The following is a 20,090-nucleotide window of genomic DNA, read 5'->3' on the forward strand; positions in this document are numbered from 1 at the left end:
CTCCCGCGGATGGCAACTGTTTTTCCGCCCAAAACGGCAAAAACGGTACGGGTGTTGCAGTCGTTTACTGTCACCCCAACGGAATTCGGTTTCCAGCCCCTGGCTTGAAACCAAAGGCTTCGGCATGGAAGCGGCGCCCGACGGCCCCTTCCTACTGTCCCGAAGTTGTTATGCCCGGCGCTTGCCGGTTGTAGTGCTTCAGGACGGAACGGTGGGCACCTTCATGGTGCCCAAACAAACATAGAGAATGTGGAGACACCCATGCAAACCGACACAACTCGCGAGAACCCGCAGGGCACCTTGCCGCAGGGCGCAGATTCGAATTCCGATCTGTCCGCCACTGCGCCAGGCCAACTGCGCGTGATCAAGCGTAACGGCACTGTCGTTCCTTACACCGATGACAAGATCACCGTCGCCATCACCAAAGCGTTTCTCGCAGTTGAAGGCGGCACCGCTGCCGCCTCGTCGCGAATCCACGACACCGTTGCGCGCCTGACCGAGCAGGTCACCGCGACCTTCAAGCGTCGCATGCCATCGGGCGGCACCATCCATATCGAAGAAATCCAGGACCAGGTCGAACTGGCCCTGATGCGTGCTGGCGAGCAGAAAGTGGCTCGCGACTACGTGATCTACCGTGACGCCCGCTCCAAGGAGCGCGCAGTCCGCGCCCCGGCCGAAGACGCGGTGCAGGCGCACCCTTCGATCCGTATCACCCGCGCCGATGGCACTTTCGCGCCACTGGACATGGGCCGCCTGAACACCATCGTGACCGAGGCCTGCGAAGGCCTGGAAGAGGTCGACGGCGACCTGATCCAGCGCGAAACCCTGAAAAACCTGTACGACGGCGTAGCCCTGACCGACGTCAACACCGCCCTGGTGATGACCGCGCGGACCCTGGTCGAGCGTGAGCCGAACTACTCGTTCGTCACCGCCCGCCTGCTGATGGACACCCTGCGTGCCGAAGGCCTGGGCTTCCTCGGCGTCGCCGAAAGCGCGACCCACCACGAAATGGTCGACCTGTACGCCAAGGCACTGCCGGCCTACATCGCCAAGGGTATCGAATTCGAATTGCTGAACCCGATCCTGGCTACCTTCGACCTGGAAAAACTCGGCAAGGCGATCAATCACGAGCGCGACCAGCAGTTCACCTACCTGGGCCTGCAAACCCTGTACGACCGTTACTTCATCCACAAGGATGGCGTGCGTTTCGAACTGCCGCAGATCTTCTTCATGCGCGTGGCCATGGGCCTGGCGATCGAAGAGAAGCACAAAGAAGACCGTGCGATCGAGTTCTACAACCTGCTGTCGTCCTTCGACTACATGTCGTCGACCCCGACCCTGTTCAACGCCGGCACCCTGCGTCCACAGCTCTCGAGCTGCTACCTGACCACCGTGCCGGATGACCTGTCGGGCATCTACCACGCGATCCACGACAACGCCATGCTGTCGAAATTCGCCGGCGGCCTGGGCAACGACTGGACTCCGGTACGTGCCCTGGGTTCGTACATCAAGGGCACCAACGGCAAGTCCCAAGGCGTGGTTCCGTTCCTCAAGGTAGTGAACGACACCGCCGTAGCCGTCAACCAGGGTGGCAAGCGCAAAGGCGCTGTGTGCGCCTACCTGGAAACCTGGCACATGGACATCGAAGAGTTCATCGAGCTGCGCAAGAACACCGGTGATGACCGTCGTCGTACCCACGACATGAACACCGCCAACTGGATCCCTGACCTGTTCATGAAGCGCGTCTTCGATGACGGCCCGTGGACCCTGTTCTCGCCGTCCGAAGTGCCAGACCTGCACGACCTGACCGGCAAGGCCTTCGAAGAGCGCTACGAGTACTACGAAGCCCTGTCCCAGTACCCGGGCAAGATCAAGCTGTTCAAGACCATCCAGGCCAAAGACCTGTGGCGCAAAATGCTCTCCATGCTGTTTGAAACCGGCCACCCATGGCTGACCTTCAAAGACCCGTGCAACCTGCGTAGCCCGCAGCAGCACGTAGGCGTGGTCCATAGCTCGAACCTGTGCACCGAGATCACCTTGAACACCAACAAGGACGAGATCGCCGTTTGCAACCTGGGCTCGATCAACCTGCCGAACCACATCGTCAACGGCAAGCTGGACACCGCCAAGCTGGAACGCACCGTGAACACCGCCGTACGCATGCTCGATAACGTTATCGACATCAACTACTACTCGGTGCCACAGGCGCAGAACTCCAACTTCAAGCACCGTCCGGTTGGCCTCGGCATCATGGGCTTCCAGGATGCGTTGTACCTGCAGCACATTCCTTACGGTTCTGATGCTGCGGTCGAGTTCGCCGACAAGTCCATGGAAGCGGTCAGCTACTACGCGATCCAGGCCTCCTGCGACCTGGCCGACGAGCGTGGCGCCTACGAGACGTTCCAGGGTTCGCTGTGGTCCAAAGGCATCCTGCCACTGGACTCGCAACAGATCCTGATCGAAGCCCGTGGCCAGAAGTACATCGACGTTGACCTGAACGAATCCCTGGACTGGGCACCGGTACGTGCCCGTGTACAGAAAGGCATTCGTAACTCCAACATCATGGCCATCGCACCGACCGCGACCATCGCCAACATCACTGGCGTATCGCAGTCGATCGAACCGACCTACCAGAACCTCTATGTGAAATCGAACCTGTCGGGCGAATTCACCGTGATCAACCCGTACCTGGTTCGCGACCTCAAGGCTCGTGGCCTGTGGGACTCGGTCATGATCAACGACCTGAAGTACTACGACGGTTCGGTGCAACAGATCGAGCGCATCCCGCAAGAACTCAAAGAGCTCTACGCGACAGCCTTCGAAGTGGACACCAAGTGGATCGTTGACGCGGCCAGCCGTCGTCAGAAGTGGATCGACCAGGCCCAATCGCTGAACCTGTACATCGCTGGCGCATCGGGCAAGAAGCTCGACGTGACCTACCGCATGGCCTGGTACCGTGGTCTGAAAACCACTTACTACCTCCGTGCCCTGGCCGCGACCAGCACCGAGAAGTCGACCATCAACACCGGCAAGCTGAACGCTGTTTCCAGCGGCGGCAACCACGGTGACGACTCGGTCCTGGCAGCTCCAGCAGGTCCTGCACCAGTGCCGAAGGCTTGCGCCATCGACGAGCCGGATTGCGAAGCTTGCCAATAAGCTGAGCCCGTAGGCGCCACCCGGCGCTTACCCAAAACCCCCGCCAGGTCCTCCGGACTTGCCGGGGGTTTTCTTTTGCCTGCCCATCCGTAGGAGCAAGGCTTGCCCGCGAACAGCCCCTGCGGACGCTGACTGCCAGCGAATATCGTATTGTTGCTGAGTGCATCGCGGGCAATGGTCGACTCGTTGCTGGTTGGAGGTACATTCTCCCGACCAAAAAAAACCGCCTCAATCGAGGCGGTTTTTTTTAGCGAGTAACCGGGTTATTCAGCCAGCTTGAAGGTAATGAAGCTCGCGCGCCCCTGGCGCAGGACCCGCATCGACACCGAACGATTCTTCGGCAGTGCCTTGGCGATCTCCGTGAACTCCTTGGCCGATACGATCGCCTGATTGTTCAGATGCGTGATCACATCGCCTGGCTGCAGGCCGATCAATGAAGCAGGACCGTCCTGGACCTCCTTGATCACCACGCCGCCCTTGAGGTCGAACGCCTTCTTCTGCTCGTCGCTGAGCTCAATCACGGCCACGCCCAGACGATTACTGCTGCGCTCGACACCGTTTTTGGCCAGTGCATCGAGCTCCTTGCCTTCTTCCGGAATCGCGCCAACCGTCAACTCGACGTTTTTGCGCTTGCCGTCGCGAATCACTTCAAGGTTTGCCTTGGCGCCGGCCTTGAGTGCGCCCACCAGGTGCGGCAGGTCTGCCGACATGACGATCGGCTGATCGTTCATGCTCAAGATCACGTCACCCACCTGCAAACCACCCTTGGCTGCCGGACCGTCGTCCTGGATCTGGGCCACCAGCGCGCCGGCCGGCTTGTCCAGGCCGAAGGACTCGGCAAGATCCTTGTTCACTTCCTGGATCACCACACCCAACCAGCCACGGCTGACTTTGCCACCGCTTTTGAGCTGGTTGGAGACATCCATTGCCACATCGATTGGAATAGCGAACGAGACGCCCATGAAACCACCGGAACGGGTGTAGATCTGGGAGTTGATCCCCACCACTTCGCCCGCCAGGTTGAACAGCGGGCCACCGGAGTTGCCCGGGTTGATCGGCACGTCGGTCTGGATGAACGGTACGTAGTTCTCGTTCGGCAGGCTACGGCCGATCGCGCTGACGATGCCTTGGGTCACAGTATGGTCAAAGCCGAACGGCGAACCGATGGCGACTACCCATTGCCCGGCCTTGAGGTCCTGGGATTTACCCAGTTTCAGCACCGGCAGGTCCTTGCCTTCGATTTTCAGCAGCGCCACGTCGGAACGCGGGTCGGTGCCGATCAACTTGGCCTTGAGTTCACTGCGATCAGCCAGGCGCACGAGAATTTCGTCGGCATCGGCGATCACATGGTTATTGGTCAGGATGTAGCCGTCCGAGGAAATGATGAAGCCCGACCCCAGGGATTGCGCTTCACGCTGGCGGCCACCGCCAGGGGAACGCTGCTGTGGCGGCATACCGCGCTCGAAGAACTCGCGCAGCATCGGTGGCAAGCCTTCCAGGTCAGGCATCTGCTGGTTAGACACTTTGCGGTCGGGCAATTTTTGCGTGGTACTGATGTTCACCACGGCTGGCGAGGCTTGCTCGACCAGTTGGGTGAAGTCCGGCAGTTCGGCTGCCTGGGCAGCAACGGTCTGACCCAGCACCAAGACGGTGGCAAAAATAGTCAGGTAGGATTTTAAACGTGGTATCGACATACGGCTCCCGTTACGACGAGCATGGTTAAGCGATAGGGAACAAGAAACACCAGGCAACCGCCATCGGTACTTTTGTTCCGGGAACAACTATACAAGGCCAGAGCCGAGGGGCTCTGACCTATAGAAAATTTTAAGAAGTTTTGCAAACTGAAATGCTCACCAAACATTTCGACATCTCGATTGTGGAACCAGCCATGACTGACCTTTTCCACAACCAACCCGTCGTTCGATGAGCGGCACTGGGTCGACTTACTGCTTGGACGTCGATGGAGCGGTGCGCATGGACAGCGCGATCCGTTCAGCGGTACCGATCGGAATTTCCCCCACCACGGTCACCATCATCTCACCATCGGGGGTGGTCAAGCGCCGTGAAACGGCAACGGTGGGCCCAAGCTGGGTTCGAGTATCAGTGACTACTTCGCCATTGAGCGGCTCGAGGAACACCGAGAAACGCGCCAGGCCGTCGTCATACATCAGGCTACTAACCTGAGCCTTGGTCTGCGGATCCTTGTGGGCGCTGCTGCTGGTCAACTCGAAGCCCGGCGGTAACCAATCGGAGTGCCAGGCCTGGGCGGTCTTCGCGGCCGTGGCCTTGTTACTGTCCAGCGCCACGGTCTTGCACTCGTCACTGGCCTGCAGGTCCTGGTCGCCCGGCACGTCGGCGGTGTCCAGGCGGGTAAACTGGAAGCGCTCCAGCAACTGGCCTTTTTCATTGAGTAGCAAGGATTTGAGCGGCAGACCGGTTTCCCGATCCAGGTGCAATTCAAAACCGTAACGATGCTGGTCACGGGGCGTCAGCGAAACAATCACCGCCGCGCGCCCGGCCACGCGCGACTTGCCGATGACGGCAAGGTCGTACCAATTCTTCAGCTTTTGTGGGTCAAGTGCTCGAGCGGACGCGTCGGGGGTGTCCTCCAGCCCTGCCACCAGGCTGCCGCTCACGCATTGAGTACGTCCATCAATGCGTACGACTTCCTGGGCCGAGCCGTCGAGCTGCAGTAAACGCTCGCGGACTTTGCCATCCTGGACACGATGCCAGATGTTGTGGGTAGAAAAACTACCGTTACGCTCGTAAATGAAAGTGCCTTGAAAGCTCTGCTGCTGCTCGGCCTGGCTCAGACGGTTCAACCAGTCTTGAGCCTCATCGGCATGGGCTGGAACAACGAACCAGCCACTGAGCAAAAGCGTAAGTAGAGGTATGGCGCGCATGATCCTCCTTAACGGGTTTCCTGGCTCGCTGCACGAGCATAAGGCAGGGCACTTTCAGTACCTTTGAGTGCAGCTTGTTGAGCATGTTGACGCAGATAACCCGGCAGACGCTGATCGTGCCAGCCTGGCTGACCTTGCAAGACACCATTGGCCATCGGGCCTGTGGCTTGCGAACTCTCATTGTAGCCTGCCAAAACGGCTGGGCCCTTGACTTGAGGAACGGTCAGACCCGGTTGAGTGGATTGCTGGGCCAATTCGACGCCGGCGATCTCATCCTGGTTGTACAGACGCACACCTGCCAGCACCGCAACAGTCACGGATGCTGCAACGGCCAGGCGACCCAAGCTACGCCACGGTCCACGGCTGACTTTCGCTGGCACGGCTTCATCAGCCAGCGCTTGCGAGACGGCCGAAGCCAGGTCCAGACGGGGGATCAGCAAGTCCTTGTGCATCACTGCCCGGGCAATCTGGTAACGCGCCCAGGTTTCGCGGGTTTCAACATCGTCGAAGGCATTCAACACCCGACGCAATTCCAGTTCGTCCGCTTCGTTATCCATCACTGCGGACAGCGATTCCTGCAGGGCTTCCCGACTCATGGCGTTCCTCTCTTGGCTGTCGCCGCTGTCTTTAGTTTTCCTGCAACAGTGGTTGCAGGGCTTTATCGATGGCCTCCCGAGCGCGGAAGATCCGGGAGCGCACGGTACCCACCGGACATTGCATGACGCTCGCAATGTCCTCGTAACTCAGACCATCAAACTCACGTAAAGTTAGAGCGGTACGTAAATCTTCTGGCAGTTGCTGAATGGTTCGATGGACGGTGCCTTCGATCTCATCCCTCAGCAATGCACGCTCTGGTGACTCGAGATCCTTGAGGCCGTGATCGCCGTCGTAGAACTCCGCATCTTCAGAGCTAACATCGCTATCCGGCGGCCGGCGGCCGCGTGAAACCAGATAGTTCTTCGCCGTGTTGATGGCAATGCGGTAAAGCCACGTATAAAACGCGCTGTCCCCGCGAAAATTCCCCAGTGCACGGTAAGCCTTGATAAAGGCCTCTTGCGCAACATCCTGGGCTTCATGGGTGTCGTGCACAAAACGCACGATCAACCCGAGAATTTTGTGCTGGTATTTCAGCACTAGCAGATCGAAAGCACGCTTGTCGCCGCGCTGAACGCGTTCGACCAGCTGCTGATCCTCTTCCTGGGTTAGCATGAACACTCCTCGATAAACTCGGAGGAGGCTTGCATGGCTAATCGTTCAGGCTTGCAAACATAGACTCGGGCTTTTCGCAAAAGTTCTCCCCCTCCAAGCAAGTTTCCTGCGCGCGCTGATTTGGCACACACGAAAAACGCAGCACCGGCTTGGCCGGCTGCGCGAATAATCTTGTTGTCGAATCCATACGCATTGACCGGAACACAGATCCTGCGTGAAACCGACGTCGTCCCTCGTTTCAGGCAACCTTCTATTGAGTTTAGGGCCTTGGCAAAAGTTCCCAATCTTTATAGCCGGGTGAAACCAACAATGTGCAACCACGAAGCGAAAAAGCGGGGTTTGTCGCCGAAAACTTGAGCATTTCGCCTCCTCACGAGGTAAAACACCCGACATAGGCATCCGTCTTTTCCGTCACAGTAGTTTCACATTGCCACGAAGGCTCGGCTATTGTGCCGATCCACCCCTCTATATACTAGTGCGCTGTGTGGCTGTCTCGACTCGCCGATTCAGGTGTCTTGCGCCAACCCCGTCCCGGGTCGCTTTGAGCGGAATCCTGAAATGAGCCAACAGTTTCAACACGATGTTCTGGTGATTGGCAGCGGCGCTGCCGGTCTGAGTCTGGCACTGACGTTGCCTGATCATTTGCGCATTGCGGTATTGAGCAAAGGCAACCTCGCCAACGGCTCGACCTACTGGGCCCAGGGCGGTGTCGCTGCCGTGCTGGACGATACCGATACCGTTGAATCTCATGTCGACGACACCCTCAACGCCGGCGGTGGCCTGTGTCACGAAGACGCGGTGCGGTTCACGGTAGAGCACAGCCGCGAAGCCATACAGTGGCTGATCGACCAAGGCGTGCCCTTCACCCGCGACGAACAGTCGGGCACCGAAGACGGCGGTTTTGAGTTCCACCTGACCCGTGAGGGTGGTCATAGCCATCGGCGTATCATTCACGCCGCCGATGCCACCGGCGCCGCAATCTTCAACACCTTGCTGGCGCAAGCGCGGCTACGCCCGAACATCGAACTGCTGGAGCAACGGGTCGCCGTTGACCTGATCACCGAAAAACGCCTCGGCCTGGAGGGCGATCGCTGCCTTGGTGCCTATGTGCTCAATCGCGGCACCGGCCAGGTCGACACCTACGGCGCGCGGTTCGTGATCCTCGCCTCCGGTGGCGCGGCCAAGGTCTACCTCTATACCAGCAACCCCGATGGCGCTTGTGGCGACGGCATCGCCATGGCCTGGCGCTCGGGTTGTCGGGTGGCCAACCTGGAGTTCAACCAGTTCCACCCGACCTGCCTGTACCACCCGCAAGCCAAGAGTTTCCTGATCACCGAAGCCCTGCGCGGCGAGGGAGCGCACCTCAAGCTGCCCAACGGCGAGCGTTTCATGCAGCGCTTCGACCCACGGGCCGAGCTGGCACCACGGGATATCGTGGCCCGGGCCATCGACCACGAAATGAAACGCCTGGGGATCGACTGCGTCTACCTGGACATCAGCCACAAGCCCGAAGCCTTCATCAAGAGTCACTTCCCGACGGTCTATGAGCGCTGCCTGGAGTTTTCCATCGACATAACTCGCCAGCCGATCCCGGTCGTCCCGGCGGCGCACTACACCTGTGGCGGCGTGATGGTCGACCAGCAGGGGCGCACCGACGTCCCCGGCCTCTATGCCATCGGCGAAACCAGCTTCACCGGCTTGCACGGCGCCAACCGCATGGCCAGCAACTCGCTGCTGGAATGCTTCGTCTATGCCCGCTCGGCAGCTGCGGACATTCTTGCGCAACTGCCCCAGGTGTCGATCCCCTGCGCCCTGCCTGTCTGGGACGCCAGCCAGGTTACCGACTCCGACGAAGACGTGATCATCGCCCACAACTGGGATGAACTGCGGCGGTTCATGTGGGACTACGTCGGCATCGTGCGCACCAACAAGCGCCTGCAGCGCGCCCAGCACCGCGTGCGCCTGCTGCTGGACGAGATCGACGAGTTCTACAGCAACTATAAAGTCAGCCGCGACCTGATCGAGTTGCGCAACCTGGCCCAGGTGGCCGAACTGATGATCCAGTCAGCCATGGAGCGCAAGGAAAGCCGTGGCCTGCATTACACCCTCGACTACCCGGACCTGTTGCCGCAAGCGCTGGACACTATCCTGGTGCCGCCCACCTACGCCGACTGAACTTGAGCCGTACCCGCAGGCGCCGGTGAACATCCGGCGCCAGGGCATCGCGCGGCACACAGATCGAACGCACCCAGCGCTCGCCACTCAGGCGAAAGCGCAGCACCACGATCAACGGCAAGGCCAGGCTATCAGGGCGCAATTGCACGGCCTGCCAGCCACCGGCCCGGCTCCACAACTGCCAGCCATCGGCATCGCGGCGCAAGCCACTGAAGGCTGTGGGATGAGTCAGGAGAATCTGCCGCGGCAGCACCCAGGCGCCGTGCGCCAGGCACAGCAAGACACCCGCCAGGCGGGCCCACAGGGCAACATCGAGTAGAAACAGCGAGCCCAGCGCGAACAGCTGGGCCAGGAGATAGGCCGCCAGCAGTTGCCGTGAGGCCTGCCAGCGGCATTCGAAACTACTTGGGCTGGACACGATCCAGGATCATCCGGACCATACGTTGCAGCTCGGGATCTTCCGATTCGGAACGCTCCATGAACCAGCCGAACATGTCCTGATCTTCGCATTCGAGCAACCTGACGTAGCAGTCGCGATCGACCTGGTTCAGGTGCGCATAAACCTCTTTGACAAAGGGCACCAGCAACACGTCAAGTTCAAGCATGCCGCGGCGGCTGTGCCAATAGAGGCGATTGAGTTCAACATCTTCGACCATGGAGCGCTCCTCAAATAGAGCGCAAGTATACAGCCCCGATCCCGGTCGAACAGTCGGCTTTGGTCGGGCGCCTCCAGGCTTTTGTAAACTACCCATTTCCAGAGCACCCCCTTATGATGTCCTCCAGACCTTTTACCCTGCGATGACCCATGGCTGATTCCGCTTTTTTCTGCACCTTGTCCCATGAAGGCGTGCTCGCCGTCCGCGGCAGCGATGCCAGCAAGTTTCTTCAGGGCCAATTGACCTGCAACCTCAACTACCTGAGCGATACCCAGGCGAGCCTCGGCGCCCGCTGCACCCAAAAGGGCCGCATGCAGTCGAGCTTCCGCATCCTGCTGGAGGGTGACGGGGTGTTGCTGGCGATGGCCAGCGAGTTGCTGGAGCCGCAACTGGCCGACCTGAAAAAGTACGCCGTGTTCTCCAAGTCCAAACTCACTGATGAAAGCGCCGCCTGGGTTCGTTTTGGCCTAGTCGAGGCCGATACCGCACTGACGGCACTGGGGCTCGACCTGCCGCCAGACACCGACTCGGTCGCCCGCCACGCCGGCCTGATCGCCATTCGGGTCTCCCCTGGCCGCACTGAACTCTGGGCCCCGGCCGCACAGGCACAGAGCCTGGCGACACAACTCTCGAGCACCCTCGCGCAAGGCAGCCTCAATGATTGGTTGCTGGGCCAGATCCGCGCCGGCATTGGCCAGGTGATGCCCGCCACTCGCGAGCTGTTCATTCCGCAGATGCTCAACCTGCAGGCGGTAGGCGGCGTGAGCTTCAAGAAAGGCTGCTACACCGGCCAGGAAATCGTCGCACGCATGCAATACCTGGGCAAACTCAAGCGCCGCCTGTATCGCCTGCAACTAGACGCCAGCGACTTGCCCGAGCCAGGCACCGCCTTGTTCGCGCCAACCCACGGCAGCTCCATTGGCGAAGTGGTCCTCGCCGCACACGCCGAACAGGGCATCGAACTGCTGGCAGTGCTGCAAGCCGAAGCGGCCGAAGGTGCCAACCTGCACCTGGGCGCGCTCGAAGGCCCGACCCTGCACCTGCTCGAACTGCCTTACCAACTGGATCGCGATCGCGAGATCCAGCGTTAATCCGCAGTACTTTGTCGCAACACCTAGAGAAACGAAATGAGCAAGCTGGCGGAAAAGGTCCAACAGGATTTGGTTGAGGCCATCGATAATGATGACCTGGTTCTGCCAACGTTACCGGAAGTGGCCCTGCAGATTCGTCGGGCCGCCGAAGACCCGGATATCAGCGTCACCACCCTGAGTAAAGTCATCGGCCGCGACACCGCCCTGTCGGCGCGCCTGATCAAAGTGGTCAACAGCCCCCTGCTGCGCGGCGCCCAGGAAGTCACCGACCTGTACACGGCCATTACCCGACTGGGCATCAACTACAGCAGCAACCTGGCCATCGGCCTGGTCATCGAGCAGATCTTCCATGCCCGCTCCGATGTGGTCGGCCAGAAAATGCGCGACGTCTGGCGCAAGAGCCAGGAGATCGCCGGCATCAGCTACTCGTTGTGCCGTAGCCACACTCAGCTCAAGCCCGACCAGGCGGCGCTGGGTGGCCTGGTACACCAGATCGGCGTGCTGCCAATCCTGACCTACGCCCAAGACCACTATGAGCTGCTCTCGGACCCGGTCAGCCTCAACCATGTGATCGAGCGCATCCACCCGCTGCTTGGCGACAAGCTGCTGCAGGTCTGGGAGTTTCCGGAAATGCTGGTCCACCTGCCGGGGCAATACCTGGACTTCAAGCGTCAGCCCGAGGCTGTCGACTACGTCGACCTGGTGCAAGTGGCGACCGTGCATGCCCATCTGGGCAGCCACCACCCGCTGGCCCAGATCGACATCAGCAGCCTGCCCGCCTTCAAACGGTTGGGAATCAACCCGAACAAGCCCATCCCCTGTGCCGAACTGGAAGACTCGCGCACGATGTTTTATTGAGCCGCACGCCCGCCCCGGCGGGCTTTGCGTGGAGCTGGCGGGACAGCTGGCTGCAGTTGGCAAAAATTTACCGATACCCGGCAAAAAAAATCTATGCCGGCCAAAGCCCCATAAACTCTCGCTCTGTCCGAAAAAGCAGGCCTCATGGCCACTAACTGGGCTACTTCGTCGCACCACAAGCCGTAAAAAACACCTATAATGCGCCGGTAAATCGGGCCTGCAACACCTCCTTACATGAGGGTGAAAGCCGTGCTGAAGCCATCGCCGGATGCTGACCATGTCGACTCCGCCCTTCAGCGACTTCAGGACACCCGTAGACATTTCTGTTTTTTGCCTGCGTACCGCTGCAACAAACGATTCCTTTAGATCCACCGCGGCCACCAGGCCGTGTGAATAACCGACCTTCAGAGTTTTCACACGGGCAACTGGCCCTCACGCAGGAGACGACACGTCATGCTGAGCTGGGACGAATTCGATAAAGAAGACGGCGAAGTTGTCGCCAAAGGCGCCAATGCTGGCCACGCAACAGAAGCCAACATGGACCGCCTCGACAGCGCCGGTGGTGCTGCTGCGCTGGAAGCGCGCGCCGTGACCGCCAGCGACTCGGCCGCGATCGTTCGCGCCAAGGCTGCCCTCGACAAACTCGACGTCGCCGAAGGCCTGGCCGAACTCGAAGGCGCCTCTGCCCGCGTTGCGGTCGACGAGAAGCGCATGATCAACTGCCGCGCCGACCTCAACCAACTCGTCCCATTCAAATACGACTGGGCCTGGCAGAAGTACCTGGACGGTTGCGCAAACCACTGGATGCCGCAAGAAGTCAACATGACCGCCGACATCGCCCTCTGGAAAAACCCGGAAGGCCTGACCGACGACGAGCGCCGCATCGTGATGCGCAACCTGGGCTTCTTCTCCACCGCCGACTCCCTGGTTGCCAACAACCTGGTTCTGGCCGTGTACCGCCTGATCACCAACCCGGAATGCCGCCAGTACATCCTGCGCCAGGCGTTCGAAGAGGCGATCCACACTCACGCCTACCAGTACTGCATCGAATCGCTGGCCATGGATGAAGGCGAGATCTTCAACATGTACCACGAGATCCCATCGGTCGCGAAAAAAGCCACCTGGGGCCTGAAATACACCCGTTCGATCTCCGATCCGAAGTTCGAAACCGGTACCGTCGAAACCGACAAAGAGTTGCTGCGTAACCTGATCGCCTACTACTGCGTTCTGGAAGGCATCTTCTTCTACTGCGGCTTCACCCAGATCCTCTCCATGGGTCGGCGCAACAAAATGACCGGCGTCGCCGAGCAGTTCCAGTACATCCTGCGCGACGAATCCATGCACCTGAACTTTGGCATCGACGTGATCAACCAGATCAAGATCGAAAACCCGCACCTGTGGGATGCCGAGATGAAGGAAGAAGCCAGCCAGATGATCCTGCAGGGCACCCAACTGGAAATCGAATACGCACGCGACACCATGCCGCGCGGCGTACTGGGCATGAACGCGGCGATGATGGAGGACTACCTCAAGTTCATCGCCAACCGTCGCCTGTCGCAGATCGGTTTGAAGGAAGAGTACCCAGGCACCACCAACCCATTCCCATGGATGAGCGAGATCATGGACTTGAAGAAAGAGAAGAACTTCTTCGAGACTCGGGTTATTGAATATCAGACTGGCGGGGCATTGAGCTGGGATTGATTCCTGACGCTCATCACTGCTGAGTCGATGATCTTAAAGAGCCCTGGATGCGTAATGCCTCCAGGGCTTTTTTGTGAGCCTTTACTGGTTGCTCCACTGATAACGGCAACCGCGGGCAAGCCTTGCTCCTACATCGCTGTGCCAGGGTTGAAAACCATCAGCGCATCCCGCTATTAATACCTCTCCCCTCCAGGACTCGCGCCGCCATGAAATTCGACCTCGCCTACTGCATCAGCCTCGACGCCAAGCTGTCGATCTATGACGTGCGGGACCTGAATTTTGACGAGACGATGGCGTTCGACTCTGCGAAGGAACACTTCCAGTGCCCCAACGATGCCTGCCGCTTGGCCTTTGGAACCACCAATGTGCTGGGGACGATCAATGCCAAGAGCGTGAACTACATCCGCACGCCACATTTCAAGAATGTGCCCAGCACCCGGCATGTGGAGGGTTGTCCGTATGTCAGCCTGAAGACGTCGAATACCGAGGGAGTGGAAACGGATGACGGGATTGAGGAGCATTTCCCGTCAGAACTGTTGCTGACCCGGCGTCAGTATGTGCGCATGCCCGTTAGCACCGAGGAGACTGCCGACAGGGTGCAGGATCAGATGCCAGCGACTCCGTACATCAGCCAGGGCGAGCACCCGATAGCAGAGTCAACGCCAGACAAGACCAGCGTGTTTGCCCATCCGGTGGAGTGTTTCGTTTCCAATTTCGAGAACAAGGACCTGCTCAAGCGCATGCCGCTGAAGATTGGCGAGCACACGGCGTCCTACGCCTCGTTCTTCAAGAAGATCGAATACCTGCAGGACAACAAGGGCCTGATTTACTGGGGCAGGATCAAGGAGATCAAGGACTACACCCAGAGCTTTCGCATCGACTTCGAGAAAAAGGCCTGGCTCGAGAAGAAGCCCTACTCGGTGACCCTGTACCTGGGCAAGAAGCTGATCGACAGCTACCGCAAGCGCCAGGCGTTCCTCGAGGAGATCAAGCACGCCATCGAGAGCGAGCAGGAGCTGTATTGCTTTTTCTACGGCGTGACGCCGGAGTTGAAGCAGGTGCCAAGCAAGAAAAACCCCGAGCAGACGTTCGGGGTGTTCAGTGCCAACATCGAGAATCTGGATCACTTCATCATTCGGCAAGCGCCGCAGTTGCACGCCAAGTAATCGTGGCGTGACGCTCAATTCATCGAATACCGGCACAAGCGTCTAGCGCCTGCCTCGACCGCACGATATCGCATCAATCAAAAAAATGAGTTTGATCCGGGCGCAAAACAACTGTACAAAAACACAGTGCTAATTGATTTGCCACTCTCGAGCCCGGAGAAAGCCCATGGCCTCTATTGCGATGAAAATCACCCTGGAACGTATCGCCCTGTTCCAGTTCACCCCCAAACACAGCGCCCAGGCCCGTGCGATGCTGGGTTGGTCACTGGAGCAATTGTCCCGCGAGTCCGGGGTCAGCGTAGAAGCGATAGCGCGGTTCGAAGCCGGCGCCGAAGTGCTCGACGTCACCCGCCTGGCCCTGGCCTACAGGCTGGAGGCCGAGGGCCTGGTGTTCTTTCCCGGTTTTTCCCCAGGTCGGGGCATGAGCGTCAGGGGATCGGCACCGGATCCGGTGGGGCGAGCGGATTTCGCGATGATCGAGTGATCAACTCAAGTATTGCCAGCCCTAGCCATTGGCAACTGCCTGCTCACCCTGCTCTTCAACCTCAAGCCACCAAGCCTGCCCGTGTTGCGGCTGGTTGAGGTTGAAGGCTTCACCCATTTGTGGGGTGGTGATGGACACATTGTGTTCCCAGGCCAGGGCCAGGATACGGTCGAAAGGTTCGTGCCAGGCGTGCATCGACAAATCGAAGGTGCCGTTGTGAATCGGCAACAGCCAACGCCCCTTGAGGTCGAAGTGGGCTTGCAGGGTTTGTTCCGGTTGCATGTGGACCAGTGGCCAGTCGACGTTGTAGGCGCCAGTTTCCATCAGCGTCAGGTCGAAGGGTCCGAACTGTTCACCGATCGCCTTGAAGCCGTCGAAATAGCCGGTGTCACCGCTGAAGAAGATGCGCTTGTCGCCGTCGATGATCACCCATGAAGCCCAGAGGGTACTGTTGCCATCGAACAGGCCACGACCGGAAAAATGCTGGGACGGTGTGGCGATGAAGTGAATCCCGTCGATCTGCGTGCCTTCCCACCAGTCGAGTTGACGCACCTTGTTGGCATCGACACCCCACTTGATCAAGGTATCACCTACGCCCAACGGTGTGATGAAGTGGCGGGTCTTGTCTGCCAGCTTGATGACGGTCTGATGGTCGAGATGATCGTAGTGATCGTGGGACAGGATTACTGCTTCGATTTCAGGCAACTGATCAAGACTGATCGGCGGCTGATGAAAGCGCTTGGGTCCGGCCCACTGAACCGGGGAAGCACGCTCGGCGAAGACCGGGTCGGTGAGCCAGAACTTATCGCGCAACTTCAGCAGGACAGTGGAGTGGCCTAGCCGGAACACGCTGTGGTTGGGCGCGCTGTGCAACTGCTCGCGGGTCAGGCCTTGCACCGGAATCGCTCCGACTGGCCGGGTGTTACGCGGCTTGTTGAACAACATGTCCCAGAAGATTTGCACAGTCTTGCGCAAGCCAGGTTGGCGTACCGCTGTAGGGTTGCGGTAGCGGCCCTGCTCCTGGCGGGAGGTTTTCAGTTCTGTGGCGCTGTCCGCCTGGTAAGAGAAAGTGGCCATGTTCAAATGACTCCAGAAAAACCGCTGTAGCCGGTGATTTTCTTTTTCGGACAATAAAGGGCCAATGCACGCACGCGTCAGCCGCAAACTCTAATTTTAACCGCGCAACTACACTGCACGGTGTAGTTTCAAGATTGCAACAAACCCTGGAATAAGTAAACTGCTGAGTGTAAGTGCTCACCCACTCTGCCGAAGCGTATTTATGACAGCTCCCCAGCGCCTGACCGACCGTAAACGCGAAGCCATTGTCCAGGCGGCGATCAGCGAATTCCGTAGCAACGGTTTCGATATCACCAGCATGGACAAGATTGCGGCGACAGCGGGGGTATCCAAGCGCACCGTGTACAACCACTTTGCCAGCAAGGAAGAGTTGTTCGGCGAAATTCTCCAGCGTTTGTGGACCAACATTTGCGCCCAGGAAGACAGCGTCTACAGTCCCGGACAACCGCTGCGTGAGCAACTCGGGCAGCTACTGCACGGCAAGCTGGCGCTGTTGGCAGACAACAGCTTCCTCGACCTGGCTCGAGTGGCTATCGCCGCCACTATCCACTCACCCGAGCGTGCCCAGGACATTGTCCTGCGCATCGGCGAACGCGAGGAAGCCCTGACCGCCTGGATTCGTGCGGCACAGGCTGATGGCACACTCAAGCCGGTCGATCCCGACTTCGCCGCCCAGCAGTTGCATGGGATGCTCAAGGCTTTCGCCTTCTGGCCACAGATCTCCATGAACCAGCCAGTCCTGTCCGCCGAGATGCAGAGCACTGTCATCGAGTCGGCGCTGGACATGTTCCTGGCCTGTTATCAGCGCTGATCCGCCGCGCCAGCTACCCTGAACTACGCTGTCATGTCGCGGGCAAGTGCCGGGGGCGTGCACCTGGCCATCATCTGGCTGATGATCGCATCTGCAATAAATGACACTATTGACCTGTTTCTTCGATGGATCGCAGCCCAGGGTAAAACACCACAAAGTGTTTCAGGGCGACATGAGCGCAGTGAGCTATGCAAAATCAACGTGGCAAAGGCCTGTCATTTGCCAAACGTATCTATAAACCGCGGATTATTGGCCTGGGCATTGGCTGCATCAGTGTCGCTGCGGCGCTTTATCCCTTGGGAGTGCCCACCTGGGTCTGGGTACTGCTGGGCTTCAATGCCGTGTGCTGGGCGCACCTGGCCTATCAACTGGCGACCCGCTCCGCGTTCCCCTACCAGGCGGAACGTCGCAACCTGCTGATTGACTCGTTGCTGGGCGGTTTCTGGGCCGCGACCATGCACTTCAACCCGCTGGCCACCGTGACCATCCTCTCGATGATGGCCATGAACAATGTGGCCGCCGGTGGGGTGCGCCTGTTGGTCCAGGGCAGCCTCGCCCAACTGCTGGGCATCGGCATTTCATGGGCGCTGCTGGGGTCCGGCTTCTCAGCGCAAGTCAGCCAGCTCCAGGTGTATGCCTGCCTGCCGATGCTGACCCTCTACCCGCTTGCGGTAGGCATGGTCTGCTATCGACTGACGATCAAGTTGTCCGAGCACAAACGCGCCCTGAGTGCCTTGAGCCGCACAGACAGCCTGACCGGCCTGCTCAATCACGGCGCCTGGAAAGACCTGCTGCAAGACAGCTTCCACGAGTGCCAACGACAACAAGTTCAGGCCACCATTGGCCTGATCGACATCGATCACTTCAAGGCCATCAATGACACCTACGGGCATATTGTCGGCGACAGCGTATTGCGCCAACTCAGCGCCGAACTCAAGCACAACCTGCGGCAAAACGACCTGGCGGGACGCTACGGCGGTGATGAATTCTGTGTGATTCTGCCGAGCTTGCCCCAGGACCAGGCCATCGAGGTGATGGAGCGTCTACGCCTGGTCTTCGCCGACTATCGCCACCCTGCCATCGCGCAGTTGAAGGTCAGCCTGAGCATTGGCCTGGCCACCTATCAGGCGCATTTCAGCGAGGCCGGGCAGTGGCTCGAGGCTGCCGACAAGGCGCTGTACAGTGCCAAGAGCAATGGTCGCAACAGAACCAGCAGCGCCCACGCCAGCACCACAGATCCGGCATGAGTGCAGCGCCGTGGGGGTTATAGTGAACCTCAGTCCCCCCGGCCTTGCAGAGACCCTCATGAACCCAACCAAAACGCCGACATCCCCCGCAGCACCCGTCGACCACCTGCGTTTTCACCGTCCCCACGCGCATCTGGCCGCGACCTTCGGTAACGACACCTTCGCCTTGAAAGCCGAGGCCTTTGCGCGCTTTTTCGGCACACCGACCTTTCTCGGTGCCCAGACCCTGATCGTCGCCGCCTGGATCGTCCTCAACGTTACCGGGGTGACCACCTTCGATGTCTACCCATTCATCCTGCTCAACCTGGCATTCAGCCTGCAGGCGGCCTACGCCGCGCCTTTGATCCTGCTGGCGCAAACCCGTCAGGCCGCGCGCGACAAGGCCCAGTCCGATGCCGACGCGCAACACCGAGAAGCGCTGGCCGTGGCCAATGCCGAACGCCAGGCGCAAGCGGCGCAGAATGCCGCCCAATTGCTGGAACTGCTGGAACAGAACACCCGACTCACAGAAATGACCAAGACCCTGACCGAGCGCATTGAAAACCTCACCTCACAGGTGCATCAGCACGTCCTGGGCCAGCAACCACCCCAAGCCTGACGCCACCCTAGGCGGGCAAACGAATGGCCCGCGCCAGCTCATCGAACAGGGTCACTACCGAGCGCAGCGCGCGGCAGTCCGGACGGGTCAGCAACCACAGGCTGGTGTCGTAGCCCATCAAGGGTTCGGTCAGCGGGCGCAGCCCCTGGCCTGGATCGATCAGAAAGTCCGGCAAGGCCGCGACCCCCAACCCCGCCCGCACCAACTCAGTCACCGCGAGCATGCTGTTGCAGCGATAGCTCGGCTGCACGCCCGGTAGTTGCTGGCGTCGCCAGGTGACGGTGGGATGGTCTGGGAGGAAGTCATCCGGCGCGATCCAGCTCAAGCGTGCGAGGTCGCCCGGATCGACCGACTGCAGGTAATTCACGCTGGCGCACACCCGATAGGACACGGTCGCCAGGCGTCGGCCCACCAGATGCTCCGGTGGCGCCCGGGTCAGGCGCAGGGCAATGTCGGCATCGCGGCGGCTGAGGTTGGCAAAGTCGTTGGAGGTGCTCAGCTCCAGGGTCAACGCCGGATAGCCCGGCATGAACTGCGCCAGGGCTGGCAACAACAAGGCGTGCAGGACCGAGTCGGTGCAAGTCAGGCGCACCGTGCCGCTGATGACTTCACCGCCTTGCTCCACCCCGACCCGCGCCGCATCCAGCGCCTGTTCGGCACGTTCGGCCTGCTCGGCCAGGGTTTGCGCGAGGCTGGTGGGCAGGTAGCCGGCACGGCTTTTCTCGAACAGCGCCTGGCCCAAGCCGGCTTCCAGGCGCCGGACCGCACGAAACACCGTCGAGACGTCAACCTTGAGCAACGCGGCGGCTCGGGCCAGCGAACCGCCGCGGACCAACGCCAGGACCAGCACCAGGTCGGGGTAGTCCAGTTGATAGTGCGTAGCTGCATTGATCACTTGGGTAAACGCCAATATTGATTGCGTGAACGCCAATCTATAGTGCCCCCCAACCACCGACAA

At 59.8% G+C, this 20,090-nt stretch carries 18 protein-coding genes; 10 read left to right on the top strand and 8 right to left on the bottom strand.

The window, feature by feature from the left end:
* The first annotated feature begins 261 nt into the window (after positions 1-261).
* Entirely contained in the window at positions 262-3,156 is a 2,895-nt protein-coding gene (locus QMK50_RS07330; RefSeq protein WP_095169755.1) for a ribonucleoside-diphosphate reductase subunit alpha, read from the top strand.
* Between the two features lie 263 nt (positions 3,157-3,419).
* Here the strand turns inward: QMK50_RS07330 and QMK50_RS07335 are convergent, their stop codons facing one another.
* The 4 genes from QMK50_RS07335 to rpoE form a co-directional block, all read right to left on the bottom strand.
* Positions 3,420-4,850 (bottom strand): DegQ family serine endoprotease, encoded by a 1,431-nt coding sequence (locus QMK50_RS07335; RefSeq protein ID WP_320332859.1) that lies wholly within the window; start codon positions 4,848-4,850, stop codon positions 3,420-3,422.
* A 249-nt stretch (positions 4,851-5,099) separates the two neighbouring features.
* Entirely contained in the window at positions 5,100-6,059 is a 960-nt protein-coding gene (locus QMK50_RS07340; protein ID WP_095169757.1) for a MucB/RseB C-terminal domain-containing protein, read from the bottom strand.
* 8 nt (positions 6,060-6,067) lie between these two features.
* A complete protein-coding gene (locus QMK50_RS07345; RefSeq protein ID WP_095169758.1) occupies positions 6,068-6,655 on the bottom strand; it encodes a sigma-E factor negative regulatory protein in 588 nt (195 codons plus the stop codon).
* Positions 6,656-6,686: 31 nt separating this feature from the next.
* Positions 6,687-7,268, bottom strand: a complete 582-nt coding sequence (rpoE, locus tag QMK50_RS07350; RefSeq protein ID WP_003172477.1) for an RNA polymerase sigma factor RpoE — start codon at positions 7,266-7,268, stop codon at positions 6,687-6,689.
* 558 nt (positions 7,269-7,826) lie between these two features.
* Here rpoE and nadB point away from each other — a divergent pair.
* A complete protein-coding gene (gene nadB / locus QMK50_RS07355) occupies positions 7,827-9,443 on the top strand; it encodes an L-aspartate oxidase (RefSeq protein ID WP_095169759.1) in 1,617 nt (538 codons plus the stop codon).
* Here the strand turns inward: nadB and QMK50_RS07360 are convergent.
* Together QMK50_RS07360 and QMK50_RS07365 are read right to left on the bottom strand one after the other, a co-directional pair.
* Positions 9,412-9,861, bottom strand: a complete 450-nt coding sequence (locus tag QMK50_RS07360) for a protein YgfX (protein ID WP_159997514.1) — start codon at positions 9,859-9,861, stop codon at positions 9,412-9,414. The two genes, nadB and QMK50_RS07360, sit on opposite strands and share 32 nt — an antisense overlap.
* Entirely contained in the window at positions 9,845-10,099 is a 255-nt protein-coding gene (locus QMK50_RS07365) for a succinate dehydrogenase assembly factor 2 (RefSeq protein WP_095169761.1), read from the bottom strand. The genes QMK50_RS07360 and QMK50_RS07365 overlap by 17 nt, the downstream gene beginning before the upstream one ends.
* Before the next feature lie 149 nt (positions 10,100-10,248).
* Between QMK50_RS07365 and QMK50_RS07370 the strand changes: the two genes are divergently transcribed.
* The 5 genes from QMK50_RS07370 to QMK50_RS07390 all read left to right on the top strand — a co-directional run bounded on the left by QMK50_RS07370 (position 10,249) and on the right by QMK50_RS07390 (position 15,399).
* Entirely contained in the window at positions 10,249-11,190 is a 942-nt protein-coding gene (locus tag QMK50_RS07370) for a YgfZ/GcvT domain-containing protein (protein WP_159997516.1), read from the top strand.
* 36 nt (positions 11,191-11,226) lie between these two features.
* On the top strand, positions 11,227-12,048 hold the full coding sequence (locus QMK50_RS07375; protein ID WP_095169763.1) for an HDOD domain-containing protein: 822 nt from the start codon (positions 11,227-11,229) through the stop codon (positions 12,046-12,048).
* A 453-nt stretch (positions 12,049-12,501) separates the two neighbouring features.
* Entirely contained in the window at positions 12,502-13,749 is a 1,248-nt protein-coding gene (locus QMK50_RS07380) for a ribonucleotide-diphosphate reductase subunit beta (RefSeq protein ID WP_095169764.1), read from the top strand.
* A gap of 206 nt (positions 13,750-13,955) precedes the next feature.
* Entirely contained in the window at positions 13,956-14,915 is a 960-nt protein-coding gene (locus tag QMK50_RS07385) for a hypothetical protein (RefSeq protein WP_320332860.1), read from the top strand.
* Positions 14,916-15,081: 166 nt separating this feature from the next.
* Complete coding sequence (locus QMK50_RS07390; RefSeq protein ID WP_320332861.1) at positions 15,082-15,399, top strand: helix-turn-helix transcriptional regulator; 318 nt, start codon at positions 15,082-15,084, stop codon at positions 15,397-15,399.
* Between the two features lie 21 nt (positions 15,400-15,420).
* Here the strand turns inward: QMK50_RS07390 and QMK50_RS07395 are convergent, their stop codons facing one another.
* On the bottom strand, positions 15,421-16,476 hold the full coding sequence (locus tag QMK50_RS07395) for an MBL fold metallo-hydrolase (RefSeq protein ID WP_320332862.1): 1,056 nt from the start codon (positions 16,474-16,476) through the stop codon (positions 15,421-15,423).
* Positions 16,477-16,678: 202 nt separating this feature from the next.
* Here QMK50_RS07395 and QMK50_RS07400 point away from each other — a divergent pair, with 202 nt between their 5' ends.
* The 3 genes from QMK50_RS07400 (at position 16,679) to QMK50_RS07410 (ending at position 19,132) form a co-directional block, all read left to right on the top strand.
* A complete protein-coding gene (locus tag QMK50_RS07400) occupies positions 16,679-17,287 on the top strand; it encodes a TetR/AcrR family transcriptional regulator (RefSeq protein WP_320332863.1) in 609 nt (202 codons plus the stop codon).
* 188 nt (positions 17,288-17,475) lie between these two features.
* Entirely contained in the window at positions 17,476-18,534 is a 1,059-nt protein-coding gene (locus QMK50_RS07405) for a diguanylate cyclase (protein ID WP_320332864.1), read from the top strand.
* Between the two features lie 58 nt (positions 18,535-18,592).
* A complete protein-coding gene (locus QMK50_RS07410) occupies positions 18,593-19,132 on the top strand; it encodes a DUF1003 domain-containing protein (protein ID WP_320332865.1) in 540 nt (179 codons plus the stop codon).
* 7 nt (positions 19,133-19,139) lie between these two features.
* On the opposite strand, the gene QMK50_RS07415 is transcribed toward QMK50_RS07410, so the two are convergent.
* Positions 19,140-20,090, bottom strand: coding sequence for a LysR family transcriptional regulator (locus tag QMK50_RS07415; RefSeq protein WP_095169771.1), 951 nt, complete (start codon positions 20,088-20,090; stop codon positions 19,140-19,142).

Source organism: Pseudomonas sp. P5_152 (assembly GCF_033989915.1).
Classification (GTDB): domain Bacteria; phylum Pseudomonadota; class Gammaproteobacteria; order Pseudomonadales; family Pseudomonadaceae; genus Aquipseudomonas.